At 59.0% G+C, this 15,516-nt stretch carries 15 protein-coding genes; 12 read left to right on the top strand and 3 right to left on the bottom strand.

Features of this window, described 5'->3' with window-relative positions; genetic code table 11:
- Positions 1-27: 27 nt before the first annotated feature.
- From BFW87_RS06575 to BFW87_RS06565, 3 genes are read left to right on the top strand one after another with little or no spacing between them, the layout of a single operon-like run.
- A complete protein-coding gene (locus BFW87_RS06575; RefSeq protein WP_078739123.1) occupies positions 28-906 on the top strand; it encodes a heme/hemin ABC transporter substrate-binding protein in 879 nt (292 codons plus the stop codon).
- A complete protein-coding gene (locus BFW87_RS06570) occupies positions 903-1,940 on the top strand; it encodes a FecCD family ABC transporter permease (protein WP_078739122.1) in 1,038 nt (345 codons plus the stop codon). Before BFW87_RS06575 ends, BFW87_RS06570 begins: the two co-directional genes overlap by 4 nt.
- Complete coding sequence (locus BFW87_RS06565) at positions 1,940-2,707, top strand: heme ABC transporter ATP-binding protein (RefSeq protein ID WP_078739121.1); 768 nt, start codon at positions 1,940-1,942, stop codon at positions 2,705-2,707. Before BFW87_RS06570 ends, BFW87_RS06565 begins: the two co-directional genes overlap by 1 nt.
- Before the next feature lie 244 nt (positions 2,708-2,951).
- Here BFW87_RS06565 and BFW87_RS06560 read toward each other — a convergent pair whose 3' ends face one another.
- From BFW87_RS06560 to BFW87_RS06550, 3 genes are all read right to left on the bottom strand, one after another.
- Positions 2,952-3,224 carry a TfoX/Sxy family protein gene (locus BFW87_RS06560; RefSeq protein ID WP_078739120.1) on the bottom strand — a complete coding sequence of 91 codons (273 nt, stop codon included), beginning with the start codon at positions 3,222-3,224 and terminating at the stop codon, positions 2,952-2,954.
- A gap of 204 nt (positions 3,225-3,428) precedes the next feature.
- On the bottom strand, positions 3,429-3,773 hold the full coding sequence (locus BFW87_RS06555; RefSeq protein ID WP_078739119.1) for a pentapeptide repeat-containing protein: 345 nt from the start codon (positions 3,771-3,773) through the stop codon (positions 3,429-3,431).
- A gap of 93 nt (positions 3,774-3,866) precedes the next feature.
- Positions 3,867-5,423, bottom strand: a complete 1,557-nt coding sequence (locus BFW87_RS06550) for an AAA family ATPase (protein WP_078739118.1) — start codon at positions 5,421-5,423, stop codon at positions 3,867-3,869.
- A 118-nt stretch (positions 5,424-5,541) separates the two neighbouring features.
- Here BFW87_RS06550 and mrcB point away from each other — a divergent pair, with 118 nt between their 5' ends.
- From mrcB to msrQ, 9 genes are all read left to right on the top strand, one after another.
- Positions 5,542-7,866, top strand: a complete 2,325-nt coding sequence (gene mrcB, locus BFW87_RS06545; protein ID WP_078739117.1) for a penicillin-binding protein 1B — start codon at positions 5,542-5,544, stop codon at positions 7,864-7,866.
- 21 nt (positions 7,867-7,887) lie between these two features.
- Positions 7,888-8,622, top strand: coding sequence for a tetratricopeptide repeat protein (locus BFW87_RS06540; protein WP_078739116.1), 735 nt, complete (start codon positions 7,888-7,890; stop codon positions 8,620-8,622).
- Complete coding sequence (locus tag BFW87_RS06535) at positions 8,622-8,951, top strand: YqcC family protein (protein ID WP_078739115.1); 330 nt, start codon at positions 8,622-8,624, stop codon at positions 8,949-8,951. Before BFW87_RS06540 ends, BFW87_RS06535 begins: the two co-directional genes overlap by 1 nt.
- A 431-nt stretch (positions 8,952-9,382) precedes the next feature.
- Positions 9,383-11,107 (top strand): acetolactate synthase 3 large subunit, encoded by a 1,725-nt coding sequence (locus tag BFW87_RS06530; protein ID WP_078739366.1) that lies wholly within the window; start codon positions 9,383-9,385, stop codon positions 11,105-11,107.
- Between the two features lie 2 nt (positions 11,108-11,109).
- The gene (gene ilvN / locus BFW87_RS06525; protein WP_003176102.1) at positions 11,110-11,601 is read left to right on the top strand and encodes an acetolactate synthase small subunit; all 492 of its coding nucleotides are present in this window, start codon (positions 11,110-11,112) and stop codon (positions 11,599-11,601) included.
- A 46-nt stretch (positions 11,602-11,647) separates the two neighbouring features.
- On the top strand, positions 11,648-12,664 hold the full coding sequence (ilvC, locus tag BFW87_RS06520; RefSeq protein WP_078739114.1) for a ketol-acid reductoisomerase: 1,017 nt from the start codon (positions 11,648-11,650) through the stop codon (positions 12,662-12,664).
- 144 nt (positions 12,665-12,808) lie between these two features.
- Positions 12,809-13,666 (top strand): CDP-diacylglycerol--serine O-phosphatidyltransferase, encoded by an 858-nt coding sequence (pssA, locus tag BFW87_RS06515; protein ID WP_078739113.1) that lies wholly within the window; start codon positions 12,809-12,811, stop codon positions 13,664-13,666.
- A 63-nt stretch (positions 13,667-13,729) separates the two neighbouring features.
- The gene (gene msrP / locus BFW87_RS06510; RefSeq protein WP_078739112.1) at positions 13,730-14,743 is read left to right on the top strand and encodes a protein-methionine-sulfoxide reductase catalytic subunit MsrP; all 1,014 of its coding nucleotides are present in this window, start codon (positions 13,730-13,732) and stop codon (positions 14,741-14,743) included.
- Positions 14,743-15,363 (top strand): protein-methionine-sulfoxide reductase heme-binding subunit MsrQ, encoded by a 621-nt coding sequence (gene msrQ / locus BFW87_RS06505; RefSeq protein ID WP_078739111.1) that lies wholly within the window; start codon positions 14,743-14,745, stop codon positions 15,361-15,363. The genes msrP and msrQ overlap by 1 nt, the downstream gene beginning before the upstream one ends.
- Positions 15,364-15,516: the final 153 nt, after the last annotated feature.

The following is a 15,516-nucleotide window of genomic DNA, read 5'->3' as shown; positions in this document are numbered from 1 at the left end:
GCCCCGCCCTCGGAAGGAAACCCTGTTATGCGCCTGAGTACCAGCGCTATTGCGCTTGTTGCCTCACTGCTGGTCAACCACGCGGCCCAGGCCTCTGAACTGCCTCAACGCTGGGTGAGTGCCGGTGGGGCGTTGTCGGAATGGGTGACGGCGCTGGGCGGGGAGTCGAAATTGGTGGGGGTCGACACCACCAGCCAGCATCCCGAGTCGCTCAAGGCGTTGCCAAGCATTGGTTATCAGCGGCAGTTGTCGGCTGAAGGCATCCTCAGCCTGCGCCCGCAGGTGCTGGTCGGTACTGAGGAAATGGGCCCGCCGCCGGTGTTGGCGCAGATCCGTGGCGCGGGCGTGCAAGTGGAAATGTTCTCGGCGCAGGCGGATTTGCCGACCTTGAAAGGCAACCTTCAGCACTTGGGCAAGTTGCTCGGTAATGAAGCAAAGGCCAACGAATTGTTTGCCGGATATGAACAGGTGCTGGCGCAGCAAAAGAACTGGGTCGCCAAGGCCCAGGCCACGCAAAAAGCGCCGGGCGTGTTGTTGCTGCTGGGGCATGCCGGTGGCAAGCCGTTGATTGCTGGCAAAGACACCGCCGCCGATTGGCTGTTGCAGCAGGCGGGCGGGCATAACCTGGCTACCCACACCGGTTACAAACCGTTTTCGGTGGAGTCGCTGGCAGGTTTGAGCCCTGATGTATTGGTATTTGCCGATCGTGCATTGACGGGCGACGCGGCGCGGGCAGCCCTGTTCAAGGAAAACCCGATTCTGGCTTCCACGCCGGCCGCGAAGAACGGGCGGGTGTTTGAGCTGGACCCGACGTTGCTGGTCGGTGGGCTTGGGCCGCGCCTGCCGCAAAGCCTGGTCACACTGTCCGCCGGGTTTTACCCGTCCCAGGCTAAACCTGCCCCATGACCACGTCTGTTAAACCGAAAACGCTGTTTATCGGGCTGACGCTGCTGTGCGTAGTGGCGATCTGGTTGTCGTTGGCGCTGGGGCCGGTCAGTCTGCCGCTGATGGATACGCTCAAGGCCGCCTTGCGCCTGATAGGCGTGCCGATTGAGGCTCGGGGGCTGGAGCAGGCCGAGTTGATCCTGGGGCAGATTCGCCTGCCGCGTACGTTGCTGGGCCTAGCCGTCGGCGGCGTGCTGGCGTTGTCGGGGGTGGCGATGCAGGGCTTGTTTCGCAACCCGCTGGCCGACCCGGGACTGGTTGGCGTGTCCAGCGGTGCGGCGTTGGGCGCGGCTATCGCTATCGTCGGAGGTTCGTTTTTTGGCGGTTTGCCGGATGCGTTCGGGCCTTATCTGTTGTCGCTGTGTGCATTTCTCGGCGGTTTGGGCGTTACCGCACTGGTCTATCGGCTTGGGCGGCGTAACGGGCAGACCAATGTTGCGACGATGCTGCTTGCCGGTATCGCCCTGACGGCCCTCGCCAGCTCGGCGGTGGGGCTGTTTACCTATCTGGCGGATGACGCGACGTTGCGCACCCTGACCTTCTGGAACCTGGGCAGCCTCAATGGCGCCAGTTATTCACGGTTGTGGCCTTTGCTGCTGGTGAGTGCAGGCGTCGCGCTTTGGCTGCCACGCCGGGCCATGGCGCTGAATGCATTGTTGCTGGGTGAGTCGGAGGCCAGTCACCTGGGAATTGACGTTGAAGGACTCAAGCGCGAGCTGGTGTTCTGCACCGCGTTGGGCGTGGGCGCGGCAGTGGCGGCGGCGGGGATGATCGGGTTTGTCGGGCTGGTGGTGCCGCATTTGGTGCGGCTGCTAGCGGGGCCGGATCATCGCGTGTTGTTGCCTGCGTCTGTACTGGCGGGCGCGAGTTTGCTGCTGTTCGCTGACTTGGTGGCGCGCCTGGCCTTGGCACCGGCGGAGTTGCCGATCGGCATCGTGACGGCCTTTATTGGCGCGCCGTTTTTTCTCTATCTGTTGTTGCGGGGACGTGCCTGATGCTGCGAGTGGAAGCGTTGCAGATCCGGCGCGGGCGTAAAACGGTGCTGTCGGATGTCACCCTCGACCTTTTGCCGGGTGAAGTACTCGGAGTACTAGGCCCCAATGGCGCGGGCAAAAGTACCATGCTCGGCGCGCTGTGCGGCGACCTTGAGCCGGATCAGGGGAATGTCTGGCTGGATCAGCTTGCGTTGAAAGACTGGAGCGGTTCGCAGCGGGCGCAGCGGCTGGCGGTATTGCCGCAGACGTCGACCCTGGATTTTGCTTTCCGCGTCGAGGAAGTCGTCGGCATGGGCCGCTTGCCCCATCAAACCGGGCGGGTGCGTGATGATGAAATCATCGAGGCGGCATTGCAGGCTGCCGATGTCGGGCACTTAAGGGGTCGCAGCTACCTCGCGTTGTCCGGCGGCGAACGCCAGCGTGTGCACCTTGCGCGAGTGTTGGCGCAGTTATGGCCGGGTGAGGCGGGGCAGACATTGCTGCTGGATGAGCCGACGTCGATGCTCGACCCTTTGCATCAACACACGACCTTGCAAGCCATACGCAGCTTTGCAGATCGAGGGGCCGCGGTGTTGGTAATCCTTCATGACTTGAACCTGGCAGCGCGTTACTGCGACCGGATCCTGTTGCTGGAAGACGGGCGTCCTCATGCGCTGGATACACCGTTGAAGGTGTTTCAGCCGGAGCCGCTCAAGGCTGTGTTTGGTCTGGATGTGTTGGTGCAGCCGCATCCCGAGCGCGGGCATCCGTTGATCATTGCGCGCTGAGCGGCGCTTTCTCGCGGGCAAAAAAAGACCCGGCAAGAGCCGGGTCAAATAACCGTGATTAGCCTGATGAGGAGATAATCTGAGAGTCCGAACCAATGGTCTTTCAGTTATCGGCTGATCTCGCGACCAGTTGTGATAATCATAACGATTCTCATTTGAGAGTCAACAATTGTTTTCGCCTGCTCGGTGAGTTTCTTCAAACGCTTATGCGCAGCGCCCGAAAATACGGGGCTTGGTTGCCGAGTTAATTCTTCTGGCGCGCGCCAAGAGCATCCAGCTGACGGTTCAATGCCTCCTTGCGCTCCGTCGGTATATCGTTCCAGTGCACATCCATCAGTGCGCCTTCAATGGCATACAGCAGTACTTTCGATGCCCGAAACCCGCGCGTGCGCACGGCTCGGTAGGCATCCACCGCGCCCAGGCGGCGCAAGTCGGACGCGCTGTGGATGCCCACCGCGTGCAGCCACTGCGCCGACGTCTTGCCCAGGTTTTTCAGGTGTTGCAGCTCATCGTTCATCAAGCCTCCTTGCGACGGCCGAATGGTGCGGTGGGTATCGTGACCAGGCAAGCCTGAAAAGGAGTGTAGCGCTCAGTAGGAAAAGCGTGGTTCTTTGGTCAGGAATGGCTGAAAAGCTTATAAGAATGCGTCGGGAGAGTTGGCGATAAACAGGCGAGAAACGCCCGGCTCGCTGGGTGTCGGGCCGGGGTTTTGAAGGCGGTGCTATTTAGTGCGATAGCGCAGGCGAGTACCGAAATTGACCGACATCAGAATCTCGTCGGCAGTCAATTCGGGTGAAAAGTAGGTACCGGAGATCTGCGCATGGGCCAGGCTGGCGCCTTCCAGTGAGCAGCCGCGCAAATCCAGGCCACGCAAGTCGGCCGAGCGGAAGTAGGCGTCGGTGAAGTCCACGCCCGTGGCGTTCAGGTCACGCAGGTCTAGCCCTCGGAAGTCGCCACCGCGCATGTCGATGGTGCCGTCTTTGGGGCGTTCTGCGTTGAAGCCGCGGATGTCGTCCTTATGCAGGAGCGCGTAGAGCGGGGTATCAAGAAGCTTGGGCTGACTCATGATGGCGACTCCTGTTGGAATTATGACGCCATTATAGTGCCACTATTGCTTGGCCGTGCACCGTAGATCGGTGACACGGCCAAGAAATATTTCTTACAGGCCGGGCAGACGCTGGCGGATATGAGCCACCAGTGCGTCCAGCGTGCCGCTTTCGTTGGTTTCTACACGCTTGCTCAGCAGCAGTTCTTCGGCGGACAGCGGGTCGCGGTTGGCGTGCTGCGCTTCAATGATGCTCAGCGTCGCGTCAGACGGATCGTTTTTGTCTGCCTGACGCTGCGCCAACCAGCTGGCGATAACGGCTTGCGGTGCATTGCAATCCAGAATCAGGAACGGCGCGCCCGTCGCCTCGGCGATTTTGGCGGCGGCGTCGCGCTGTTCGTGTTTGAGGAAGGTGGCATCCAGCACGACCGGGTAGCCGGCGCGCAGTACGGTGTCGGCGATCTCGTTCAGGCGCGCGTAAGTCGCGGCGCTGGCGTCGACGGCATAGATGCCGGCCTGTGGCGTGTTTTCAACCTGTTGTTCGCCAAACAGACGTTTGCGCTCGACATCCGACCGCAGGCGCACGGCCCCCAGCGCTTCCACCAGACGCATCGCAACGTGGCTTTTGCCGACGGCCGACACGCCGTGGGTAATCGCCAGGAAGCGTGAAGGAATAGTGCTGTAGCTTTCTGCCAGGTTGGCGTAGTTGCGGTACTGGCGCAGGGTGGTGGCGCGTTGTACCGGGTTGGCTTCGCTCGGCATGCTGAACAGTGCCACTTTGGCGCGTACCAGTGCACGGTAGGCTTTATAGAAGTTCAGCACTTCCAGGCCTTGATAGTCGCCGGTCAATTCGAGGTATTGGCTGATGAAGCGCCGCGCCAGGGATTTGAGGCCACGGTCCTCAAGGTCCATCGCCAGGAAGCCGGTGTCGGCATACACGTCGGTGAAACGGAACGGCTCGTTGAATTCGATGCAGTCGAAAATCACGACCTTGCCATCGATCAGCGTGGCGTTGCCCAGGTGAATATCACCATGGCACTCGCGGGTGAAACCGTCGAGCTTGCGTTGTTGGAGCAGCGGCTTGAGGCGTTCGAAACTGCTTTCAGCCCAGGCTTGCAGGGCTTCGAGTTGTGCCAGGTCGGCCTTGTCGCTGAGGAATGGGCGGATCTGTTCGAAGTTCTGGCGTACCGGCGCCATGACCTCGTCCGGGGTGCCAGCCGGGTGTTCTTGCGGGACTTTGGGCGCGGTGAGGTGGAAGTGCGCGATCTGCCTGGCCATCTCATCGATGTGCGCGCTGGTCAATTCGCCGTTGGCCTGCAAGGTGCTGAGCATCTGGCTTTGCGGGAACTGGCGCATTTTCAGCGCGTACTCGATCACTGGGCCGTCGCCGCCCAACTGCGGCGCCTCGGCGGTGCCGGTGATTGGCAACACTTCAAGATACAAATCTTCAGTCAGACGCTGATTGAGGCGCAGCTCCTCGTTGCAGAAGTGCCCGCGATCTTCCAGGGCGGTGAAGTTGAGAAAGCCGAAGTTCATCGGCTTCTTCAATTTATAAGCATAGGGACCGGTCAGGATCACCCAGGAAATATGGGTTTCGATGACTTGGAACGCTTCAACCGGGTGAGGGTATAAAGCCGGGTTTTGCAGGGCAGCGATCAGGGACTGGCTCACGGGCGATCCTTCAAAGTCTGGGGGAAAACATGGCGGGCATTATGGCCGCTACGAGCGGTCGTGCAAACCGCTGTCCGGCTCATGTTGATCATCGATAAAGTGCGTATAATCCGCCGCCATGACTCGAACCCGATCTCCCCGTTCCCGTAAAAAACCTCCTTCCCGTGGCCTGCGCCCGTGGCTGGGCTGGGCGCTCAAGCTCAGCCTCGTGGGCCTTGTGGTGCTCGCAGGCTTTGCGGTGTACCTCGACGCCGTGGTCCAGGAAAAATTCTCCGGCAAGCGCTGGACCATTCCGGCCAAGGTATATGCCCGCCCGCTGGAGCTGTTCAACGGCCAGAAGCTGAGCAAGGAAGACTTCCTTACCGAGCTTGACGCCCTGGGTTATCGCCGCGAACCCGTCAGCAATGGCCCGGGTGCGGCAGCCGTCAGCGGCAATACCGTCGACCTGAATACCCGTGGCTTCCAGTTTTATGAAGGTCTGGAAAAAGCCCAGCCGGTTCGCGTGCGCTTCTCGGGTGACTACGTGGCCGAGCTGTCGTCGCTCAATGGCGCCAAGCTGCCGGTCGTGCGCCTGGAACCGCTGCTGATCGGCGGCATTTACCCGAAAAACCTGGAAGATCGCATCCTGATCAAACTGGATCAGGTTCCGCCGTATCTGCTCGAAACCCTGGTCGCCGTAGAAGATCGCGATTTTTACAGCCATTGGGGCGTTTCGCCGAAGTCGATTGCCCGCGCCATCTGGGTCAACACTTCCGGCGGCAAGATGACGCAGGGCGGCAGTACGCTGACGCAACAATTGGTCAAGAACTTCTACCTGACCAGCGAACGCAGCCTGACCCGAAAGCTCACCGAAGCCATGATGGCGATGCTGCTGGAGCTGCATTACAGCAAGCAGGAAATCCTTGAGGCGTACCTCAATGAGGTGTTCGTCGGCCAGGATGGCCAGCGCGCGGTGCACGGTTTTGGTTTGGCCAGTCAGTTCTTCTTCGGTCAGCCCTTGTCCGAGTTGAAGCTGCACCAGGTCGCGTTGCTGGTGGGTATGGTCAAAGGCCCGTCCTATTACAACCCGCGTCGCAATCCGGAGCGTGCGCTGGAGCGCCGCAACCTGGTGCTCGACGTGCTGGAGCAGCAGGGCGTGGCCACGGCCGAACAAGTCGCTGCCGCGAAGAAAATGCCACTGGGTGTGACAACCCGCGGCAAGCTGGCCGACAGTTCCTTCCCGGGCTTTATCGACCTGGTCAAACGCCAGTTGCGCGAAGACTATCGCGACGAAGACTTGACCGAAGAAGGCCTGCGGATCTTCACCAGCTTCGACCCGATTCTGCAGATGAAAGCCGAAGCGTCCGTCAATGACACCTTCAAGCGTCTGACAGGTCGCAAAGGTGCGGATGAAGTTGAAGCGGCCATGGTTGTGACCAACCCGGAAACCGGCGAAGTCCAGGCCATGATTGGCAGTCGCCAGGCCAGTTTTGCCGGTTTTAACCGTGCGCTGGACGCGGTGCGGCCAATCGGCTCGCTGGTCAAGCCGGCGGTTTACCTGACGGCGTTGGAAAAACCGAGCAAATACACCCTCACCAGTTGGCTGTCGGATGACCCGTTGTCGGTCAAGTTGGCAGATGGCCAGGTGTGGACGCCGAAAAACTTCGAGCGTCGTTCCAACGGTACGATATTCCTGTACCAGGGCCTGGCGCATTCCTACAACATTTCCACGTCGCGCCTCGGGCTTGAAGTCGGCGTGCCGAACGTGTTGAAAACCCTGGGACGCCTGGGCATCAACCGTGAGTTCCCGGCATTCCCATCGATGCTGCTGGGCGCCGGCGCCATGACGCCGATGGAAGTGACCACGATGTACCAGACCATCGCCAACGGTGGCTTCAATACGCCAATGCGCGGCATTCGCAGTGTGCTGACCGCCGAGGGTGAGCCGCTCAAGCGTTATCCGTTCCAGATTCAGCAACGCTTCGACGCAGGCTCCATCTACCTGATCCAGAACGCCATGCAACGCGTGATGCGCGAGGGCACCGGGCGTTCGGTCTATAACGTGCTGCCGGCGAACCTGACGCTGGCGGGTAAAACCGGCACCAGTAACGACTCGCGAGACAGCTGGTTCGCAGGTTTTGGCCAGGACGTGCTGGCGGTGGTGTGGCTGGGCCGTGACGACAACGGCAAGACGCCGTTTACCGGTGCGACCGGCGCGTTGCAGGTGTGGACAAGTTTCATGCGCAAAGCCGACCCGCTGCCGCTTAATATGCCGCTGCCGGACAACGTCGTGCAGGCGTGGATTGATCCGCACACGGGGCAGGGCTCTGAGGCCAATTGCCCGGGCGCGGTGCAGATGCCGTATATTCGCGGCAGCGAGCCGGCTGCCGGCCCCGCATGCGGTGGCGGTGCCCCTGCGAGCGCGGAATCGGTGATGGATTGGGTCAAGGGCTGGATGAATTAAGCTAAGCAAAGAGGGTTTCAAGTGAACAAGTGGTGGATTCCAGCTATTACAGCTCTGGCTTTGCTCAACGGTTGCGCCAGCGTGCAGCGCGGCTCGATTCCCGTGGTGGATTCGAGCACGAACGTTTCGAATAATGACCGTATCTCGGCCAATGGCGGTTTCCGTCAGACCGTGACCACCCGTCCCGCGGCTGCCAAGGCCCAAGCCATCCCGCAGGATTCTGGCGTGGTGGTGATGGTGCCGGGCGGTGGTGCAACCACGTCTGCGCCGATCAGTGCCGAGCCGTGGACGCCGGGCCCAAGCACGTCGGGGCCGGTTGATTCGACGCCGATTCAAACGGCACCGATCAACCAGGGTACTTACACCATGCCGTCGACGCCGAGCGGTATTCCGTCGTCGTCCAACTCGGGCGGTCTGTCGGCTGACGAACAACTGGATGGCCCGGTACTCGCCTTGCTCACCACGGCCCAGCAACAGCAGGCCGGTGGCGACTTGAACGGTGCTTCATCGAGCCTTGAGCGCGCCCAGCGTGTGGCGCCTCGCGAGCCGCAAGTGCTGTATCGCCTGGCCCAAGTGCGCATGGCCCAGGGTGATGCTCCGCAGGCCGAGCAATTTGCCCGTCGCGGCTTGACGTTGGCCAATGGTCGTCCTGACCTGCAAGCCAACCTCTGGGCTTTGATTGGTGATGCACGTGCCGCCCAGGGCGATGCTGCCGGCGCCGCCCAGGCTCGACAAAAAGGCAAGGTTACTTACTGATGGATGCGCGCTTTCCCGCGATTGCCGAACAGTTGTTGCTGATTGAGCGTGAATTGCGTGTTCAAGGCTGGTGGGACGATGTGTCCCCCAGCGTTGAAGCGCTCAGCAGTGTTGAGCCTTTTTCGGTCGACACGCTGGACTTCCACCAGTGGCTGCAATGGATCTTCCTGGTGCGCATGAAGCAGATCCTCGAACAGGACCTGCCGTTGCCCAATGCGTCGGGGATCATGGAGATGGCCGAGATGGTCTACGCCGATCGCCCGCAAGAGAGCCTTGGTTTGCGCAATGCGCTGAAAAAGTTCGACCAATTGATCGTCGACGCTCGTTAATTGCCTGACTGCCGGGTTTTCCGGCAGTCTTGCGCACATTTCTACCGCTTGACGACATTCAGGCGAGTTTTATCCCTCCTCAAAGCCCTTTCTTCTACGTTCTCATGCGCTTAGTTGGAAAAAAGCGCAATTATTGCTTGACTTGAACGGCCTGAAACAGAAGAATCCAAAGTCCGCTGTATCGGGACTGCCAGAAGCAGGCCCGCTCAGCAGATCATGAGGCGCACATCCGCGCCGACCTGTAACACCCGCAACGCGTTACCTCGCGCTGGGTGGGAAAAGCCCGCAACACTTGGGACGATCCCAATACTTGCTCAGTCAGTGCTGACGTAGTCGGCGACCACCGTCGCTCATGCTCTGTTGAGAAGTAAACCTATTAAGACCCGTCGGTTTTCAACGGACGGTATTCTGGCGTTTTAGAGGTGAACAACGTGGAGCTTTTATCTGGCGGTGAGATGCTCGTCCGCTTTTTGCGTGACGAAGGCGTCGACTATATCTACGGGTACCCAGGTGGTGCTCTGCTGCATGTTTACGACGCACTGTTCAAGGAACCCGGTGTTACCCACATCCTGGTTCGCCACGAACAGGCCGCGACCCATATGGCTGACGGTTACGCCCGTGCCACCGGTAAAGCCGGTGTGGTACTGGTAACGTCCGGCCCAGGCGCAACGAATGCCATTACCGGCATCGCGACTGCGTATATGGACTCCATCCCGATGGTGATCATTTCCGGCCAGGTGCCAAGCACCATGGTGGGCACCGATGCATTCCAGGAAACCGACATGATCGGTATTTCCCGGCCGATCGTGAAACACAGCTTCATGATCAAGCATCCCTCGGAAATTCCGGATGTCATGAAAAAGGCGTTCTACCTCGCGCAGTCCGGTCGCCCGGGTCCTGTCGTTGTAGACATCCCGAAAGACATGACCAACCCGGCCGAGAAATTCGAATACGTCTTCCCGAAAAAAGCCAAGCTGCGCTCCTACAGCCCGGCTGTTCGTGGGCACTCGGGGCAAATCCGCAAGGCGGCAGAAATGCTCCTGGCGGCCAAGCGTCCTGTGCTGTACTCGGGTGGCGGCGTGATTCTGGGCGGCGGTTCTGCACCGTTGACCGAACTGGCCAAGCTGCTCAACCTGCCGGTTACCAATACCTTGATGGGCCTCGGCGCATTCCCGGGTACGGACCGTCAGTTCGTCGGCATGCTCGGCATGCACGGCAGCTACACCGCCAACCTGGCCATGCACCACGCCGACGTGATTCTGGCAGTGGGCGCGCGGTTCGACGACCGTGTGATCAACGGCCCGAGCAAATTCTGCCCGAACGCCAAGATCATCCACATCGACATCGACCCGGCGTCCATTTCCAAGACCATCAAGGCCGACGTGCCGATCGTGGGGCCAGTGGAAAGCGTACTGACCGAAATGGTTGCTGCGCTGAAGGACATCGGCGAAGCGCCGAACAAGGAATCGGTTGCCAGCTGGTGGAAGCAGATCGACGAATGGCGCGGTGATCGCGGCTTGTTCCCTTACGACAAGGGCGACGGCAGCATCATCAAGCCACAAACCGTGATCGAAACCCTGTGCGAAGTGACCAAGGGCGATGCCTTTGTGACCTCCGACGTGGGCCAGCACCAGATGTTTGCTGCGCAGTACTACAAGTTCGACAAGCCTAACCGCTGGATCAACTCCGGTGGCCTGGGCACGATGGGCTTTGGTTTTCCTGCGGCCATGGGCGTGAAACTGAGCTTCCCCGAGACCGACGTGGCGTGTGTCACCGGTGAAGGCAGCATTCAGATGAACATCCAGGAACTGTCGACGTGCCTGCAGTACGGCCTTCCGGTGAAGATCGTCTGCCTGAACAACGGCGTACTGGGCATGGTTCGTCAGTGGCAGGACATGAGCTACAACAGCCGTCACTCCCATTCCTACATGGAGTCGCTGCCGGATTTCGTCAAATTGGTTGAAGCCTACGGTCACGTCGGCATGCGTATCACTGATTTGAAAGATCTGAAGCCGAAGATGGAAGAGGCGTTCGCCATGAAGGACCGCCTGGTGTTCCTGGATATTCAGGTGGATACCAGCGAGCACGTCTACCCGATGCAGATCAAAGACGGCTCTATGCGCGACATGTGGCTGAACAAGACGGAGCGTACTTAATCATGCGGCATATTATCTCCCTGCTTCTGGAGAACGAACCCGGCGCTCTGTCTCGTGTTGTCGGCCTGTTTTCGCAACGTAACTACAACATCGAAAGCCTGACCGTCGCCCCGACCGAAGACCCGACCCTGTCGCGCCTGACGTTGACCACTGTAGGCCACGATGAGGTGATCGAGCAGATCACCAAGAACCTCAACAAGCTGATCGAAGTGGTCAAGCTGGTCGACTTGTCGGAAAGTGCCCACATCGAGCGCGAGCTGATGCTGGTAAAAGTCAAGGCCACGGGTGCCCAACGTGCCGAGATCAAGCGCACTACCGATATTTATCGCGGGCAGATCGTTGATGTGAGCGCCAGCGTTTATACCGTTCAACTGACCGGTACGAGCGACAAACTGGACAGCTTCATCCAGTCGATCGGGACGGCCTCGATTCTGGAAACTGTACGCAGTGGTGTCACCGGGATTGCCCGTGGCGACAAAGTACTCAGCATTTAACCCAATTAGTGAATGGCCTCACGGCCTGGATATATAGAGGAACCTCATGAAAGTTTATTACGAAAAAGATTGTGACCTGTCGATCATCCAGGGCAAGAAAGTCGCCATCATCGGCTACGGCTCCCAGGGTCACGCGCAAGCTTGCAACCTGAAAGACTCCGGCGTTGACGTGACTGTTGGTCTGCGTAAAGGCTCGGCCACTGTTGCCAAGGCTGAAGCCCATGGCCTGAAAGTGACTGACGTTGCTTCCGCTGTTGCTGCTGCCGACCTGGTCATGATCCTGACCCCGGACGAGTTCCAGTCCGCGCTGTACAAAAACGAAATCGAGCCGAACATCAAGAAAGGCGCCACCCTGGCCTTCTCCCACGGTTTCGCGATTCACTACAACCAGGTTGTACCGCGTGCCGACCTCGACGTGATCATGATCGCGCCGAAAGCACCGGGCCACACCGTGCGTTCCGAGTTCGTCAAAGGCGGCGGCATTCCTGACCTGATCGCGATCTACCAGGACGCCTCGGGCAACGCCAAAAACGTTGCACTGTCCTACGCAGCAGGCGTGGGTGGCGGTCGTACCGGCATCATCGAAACCACTTTCAAGGACGAGACTGAAACCGACCTGTTCGGCGAGCAAGCTGTTCTGTGTGGCGGTACCGTTGAGCTGGTTAAAGCCGGTTTCGAAACCCTGGTTGAAGCTGGCTACGCGCCGGAAATGGCCTACTTCGAATGCCTGCACGAACTGAAGCTGATCGTTGACCTCATGTACGAAGGCGGTATCGCCAACATGAACTACTCGATCTCCAACAACGCCGAGTACGGCGAGTACGTGACTGGCCCGGAAGTGATCAACGCCGAATCCCGTCAGGCCATGCGCAACGCCCTGAAACGTATTCAGGACGGCGAATACGCCAAAATGTTCATCACCGAAGGCGCTACCGGCTACCCTTCGATGACCGCCAAGCGTCGTAACAACGCCGCTCACGGTATCGAAATCATCGGCGAGCAACTGCGCTCCATGATGCCGTGGATCGGTGCCAACAAGATCGTCGACAAAGCCAAAAACTAAGTCGTACGCATCAACAGAAAACGCGGCTTAGGCCGCGTTTTTTCGTTTGGGGGCGGGTTCTGGTATAAAGCTGCATCGTTTGCGGGCGAACACGCACCGCGAGTATTTGTCGAATTCTTTTCACACCGTTGCAAGGTAAAGTCCATGACCGAACGTCCCGAAGAGCCAAACCAGGCCTCTGACGCCGAAAGCCTGCTGCCGATCGATGAACATGTCGAAGAAGGGCATGACGCGGAAGGTCGCAAGGTCCGGCATCGTGGCATCTATCTTTTGCCCAACCTGTTCACCACGGCGAACCTGTTTGCCGGGTTCTATTCCATCATCAACTCCATGAGCGCCCAAAGTGCTCTGGCAGCGGGTGATGCGGCAAGTGCCAGCAAGTACTTCGGTTTTGCTGCCATCGCGATTTTTGTGGCCATGGTGCTCGACGGACTTGATGGCCGTGTTGCGCGTATGACCAATACCCAAAGTGCCTTTGGTGCCGAGTACGATTCATTGTCGGACATGGTTGCCTTCGGCGTTGCGCCGGCCTTGCTGGCGTTTGCCTGGGCACTGGGGGATATGGGCAAGGTTGGCTGGATGGTCGCCTTCATCTATGTCGCGGGTGCCGCCTTGCGTCTGGCGCGCTTCAATACTCAGGTAGGTACCGCCGACAAGCGTTACTTCATTGGCCTGGCCAGCCCGGCGGCTGCGGGTGTAGTGGCGGGTATTGTGTGGGCGTTCAGTGATTACGGCATCCAGGGTTCGAAGATGTCGTTCCTGGTGGCGTTGATGGTTGCCGCGGCCGGCATGCTGATGGTCAGCAACATCAAGTACAACAGCTTCAAGGAGTTCGACCTCAAGGGGCGCGTGCCTTTCGTGGCGATCCTCGTGGTAGTGCTGGTGTTCGCGGTCGTGTTCAGCGACCCGCCACGTATTCTGCTGCTGGCGTTCCTGATCTACGCCGCGTCGGGGCCGGTTCAATATTTGCTGCATCTGCGCCGCGACAAAACATTGTCTTAATGTAATTTCCCCCATACTCCGCAGTCTATTGGTGCATCAGTCCTCCAATGCTGCGGAGTTGCCATGTTAATCAAATTGCCCAAAGCGTCCGATTGCCACGAATCGGACGTCACGCCTGAATCCTTCTACCTCTCACGCCGCAGCTTGCTCGGTGGTGCGCTTGCCGGTGTTGCAGCCAGTAGCTTGCCGCGCTGGGCCAGTGCTGAAGAGGCTGCCCGCTATGCCGATGTTGAGCCGGGTAACGCGCCGAAATGGTTTGCCGAGAAGCTGCCCGCTACGAAATGGCAGGCTGTCACCGTGAAGGACGAGGCCATCACTCCGTTCAAGGACGCGACCCACTACAACAACTTCTATGAGTTCGGCACAGGCAAAGGTGACCCGGCGACGAATGCGGGCTCCCTCAAGACCGAGCCATGGACTGTTGTGATTGATGGCGAAGTGGGCAAGCCGGGGCGTTATGCACTGGAAGACTTCATGAAGCCTTATCAGCTGGAAGAGCGGATCTACCGTTTACGCTGTGTTGAGGCGTGGTCGATGGTCATTCCGTGGATGGGTTTCCCGATTTCGGCCTTGCTCAAGCAAGTTGAGCCCACGTCCAAAGCCAAGTACATCCGCTTTGAAACCCTGCAAGACCCTAAAACCATGCCGGGTCAGCGCTCAAGCTTTGGTTTGATCGACTGGCCTTATGTAGAGGGTCTGCGTCTGGATGAGGCGATGAACCCTTTGGCGATTCTTGCCGTGGGCATGTATGGACGAGAGTTGCCTAACCAGAACGGCGCGCCGTTGCGTTTGGTGGTGCCTTGGAAGTATGGCTTCAAGAGTGTGAAGTCCATCGTGCGGATCAGTCTCGTCAGTGAACAGCCGAAAACTACTTGGCAGAGTATTGCCGCGGATGAATATGGGTTCTATGCGAACGTGAACCCTACTGTTGATCATCCACGCTGGACTCAGGCGCGTGAGCGTCGCCTGCCGAGTGGCCTGTTCAGCCCCAACGTGCGTGAGACGCAGATGTTCAACGGGTACTCCGATGAGGTTGCTTCTCTCTATACCGGCCTCGATCTGCGGAAGAACTATTGATGCGCTATCCGATCTGGCGCGTTGGCGTCTTTATAGCAGCGGCCATATGGCCATTTTTCTGGCTGTATGAGGCGTGGAGTTCCGTACTCGGGCCTGATCCCGGCAAGGTGCTGATGGATCGGTTGGGGCTGGGGACGCTGATTTTGCTCCTGATCACGCTGTGTATGACCCCGCTGCAAAAGCTCAGCGCTTGGGCGGGGTGGATTGCCGTCCGCAGGCAACTGGGTCTTTGGTGTTTTGCGTATGTGGTTCTGCACCTGGCGGCGTATTGCGTATTTATCCTTGGGCTGGATTGGTCGCAATTTGGTGTGGAGCTGCGTAAGCGGCCGTACATTATTGTAGGCGCCTTGGGTTTCCTGTCTTTATTAGTGCTGGCAGTCACTTCGAATCGTTACAGTCAGCGTCGGCTTGGTAATCGCTGGAAGAAGCTGCACCGTCTGGTCTATGTGATTCTCGGGCTCGGCTTGCTGCATATGTTGTGGATTGTGCGAGCCGATCTGAAGGAGTGGGCTATCTATGCATCTATAGGTGCGCTGCTTCTGGTATTGCGGATCCCCCCGGTGATGCGTCGAATCCCGCGTCTTATCGCGAAAAAACCACTTTCCGCAACAAAAGCGTAATTAGGGGTTGACGGCAGATTCTGGAAGTCTATAATTCGCCCCACTTCCGGCGCAGTCGAAACGGAAAACTCCTTGGTAAACAAAGAGTTACGCAAGATTCGACAGCGAGTTGCTTCAGTTCATCGAAGCCCAGAAGGAGTTGGTAGAGCAGTG

Source organism: Pseudomonas fluorescens (assembly GCF_002022275.1).
Lineage (GTDB): Bacteria > Pseudomonadota > Gammaproteobacteria > Pseudomonadales > Pseudomonadaceae > Aquipseudomonas > Aquipseudomonas fluorescens_AJ.
This window is presented reverse-complemented; position numbering and strand designations above follow the sequence as displayed.

Coding starts and splice junctions, on each gene's coding strand:
- BFW87_RS06575 (WP_078739123.1), top strand. CDS start 28: ATGCGCCTGAGTACCAGCGCTATTGCGCTTGTTGCCTCACTGCTGGTC.
- BFW87_RS06570 (WP_078739122.1), top strand. CDS start 903: ATGACCACGTCTGTTAAACCGAAAACGCTGTTTATCGGGCTGACGCTG.
- BFW87_RS06565 (WP_078739121.1), top strand. CDS start 1,940: ATGCTGCGAGTGGAAGCGTTGCAGATCCGGCGCGGGCGTAAAACGGTG.
- BFW87_RS06560 (WP_078739120.1), bottom strand. CDS start 3,224: ATGAACGATGAGCTGCAACACCTGAAAAACCTGGGCAAGACGTCGGCG.
- BFW87_RS06555 (WP_078739119.1), bottom strand. CDS start 3,773: ATGAGTCAGCCCAAGCTTCTTGATACCCCGCTCTACGCGCTCCTGCAT.
- mrcB (WP_078739117.1), top strand. CDS start 5,542: ATGACTCGAACCCGATCTCCCCGTTCCCGTAAAAAACCTCCTTCCCGT.
- BFW87_RS06535 (WP_078739115.1), top strand. CDS start 8,622: ATGGATGCGCGCTTTCCCGCGATTGCCGAACAGTTGTTGCTGATTGAG.
- ilvN (WP_003176102.1), top strand. CDS start 11,110: ATGCGGCATATTATCTCCCTGCTTCTGGAGAACGAACCCGGCGCTCTG.
- ilvC (WP_078739114.1), top strand. CDS start 11,648: ATGAAAGTTTATTACGAAAAAGATTGTGACCTGTCGATCATCCAGGGC.
- pssA (WP_078739113.1), top strand. CDS start 12,809: ATGACCGAACGTCCCGAAGAGCCAAACCAGGCCTCTGACGCCGAAAGC.
- msrP (WP_078739112.1), top strand. CDS start 13,730: ATGTTAATCAAATTGCCCAAAGCGTCCGATTGCCACGAATCGGACGTC.
- msrQ (WP_078739111.1), top strand. CDS start 14,743: ATGCGCTATCCGATCTGGCGCGTTGGCGTCTTTATAGCAGCGGCCATA.